At 40.3% G+C, this 1,045-nt stretch carries 1 protein-coding gene; it reads left to right on the forward strand.

Annotated elements, in window-relative coordinates; translation table 11 throughout:
* Positions 1-205 precede the first annotated feature (205 nt).
* On the forward strand, positions 206-802 hold the full coding sequence (locus A3739_RS05880) for an N-acetyltransferase (RefSeq protein ID WP_068481603.1): 597 nt from the start codon (positions 206-208) through the stop codon (positions 800-802).
* The last annotated feature ends 243 nt before the right edge of the window (positions 803-1,045 follow it).

Consider the following 1,045-nt stretch of genomic DNA (forward strand, 5'->3'; position numbering starts at 1 on the left):
CTAGCAAAACTAATAAAACAGCCGCAGCAGCACCAATCAATAATCCACCTGACAAAGCAGGAATATATGCTTCCATAAAACACCTCAAACATTAGAAGTATCTAATTTAGATAATTCTAATGTATTTTATACATACTTGTTAACTTCATTCTTCTCAGCGAATAACATATCTTGATCACACAAAATTAAGACAGTACCGATATAGATGACAGAACTAGAGCAACTTGGACCAAATGATTATCAGCGTGTAGTTGATATCATGGGAAAGGTTTTCGATGACGACCCGATTCAACGTTGGATATTTGGACCTAGCATGAACATCGGCCTGTTTTTCGGCCTTTATGCTAAACGCATATATCTTAAATACAGCGACAGCTATGCAACCCCAGACAATAAAGCGGCAGTATTATTTCTGAAACCAGGAATCAGTAAGCATGTGCCTGTCATATCGTCATTACCTTTAGTTCCAGCAATGATCTCAAGCGGCGGTTTTAAGAGCGTATTACGTGGAATTCGCGCGGAAACGCTTGTTGTACGACATACCCCATCTATACCGCATTACTATATTCTTGGAATTGGCGCGGTTAAAGAAGCGAGGGGCTCAGGTTACGGCACCTTACTCATGAATAGATGTATACAGACCGCTGAAAGCGCAAATATGCCGATCTATCTAGAGAACAGCAAAGAAGAAAATTTAATGTTCTATCAACGCTTTGGCTTTGAGAGTATTGGCCAGATCGATCTAGGAAAAGGAAGTCCACCTATGTGGTCGATGATAAGAAATCCTACAAATAGTTTTTAATTACACAGGATTTGAACCAATCGGTTCGATAGAAGTCTAGAAGTCTAGAAGTCTAGAAGTCTAGAAGTCTAGAAGTAGACCATTTTACAACATAATAAACACACGGAGTCTTTCTCATGAGCGCAACCCTACCAATTGTTGTTGCTGCACTCGCCTTGTTATCAATCGCAATCTCACCGAAAGCAAAATCTAACGAAGGTTTCTTTTCCGGTTTCAGCCCACAAGGTCAGGCTCCATCTCTGT

The sequence above is a fragment of the Oleiphilus sp. HI0067 genome (assembly GCF_001635735.1).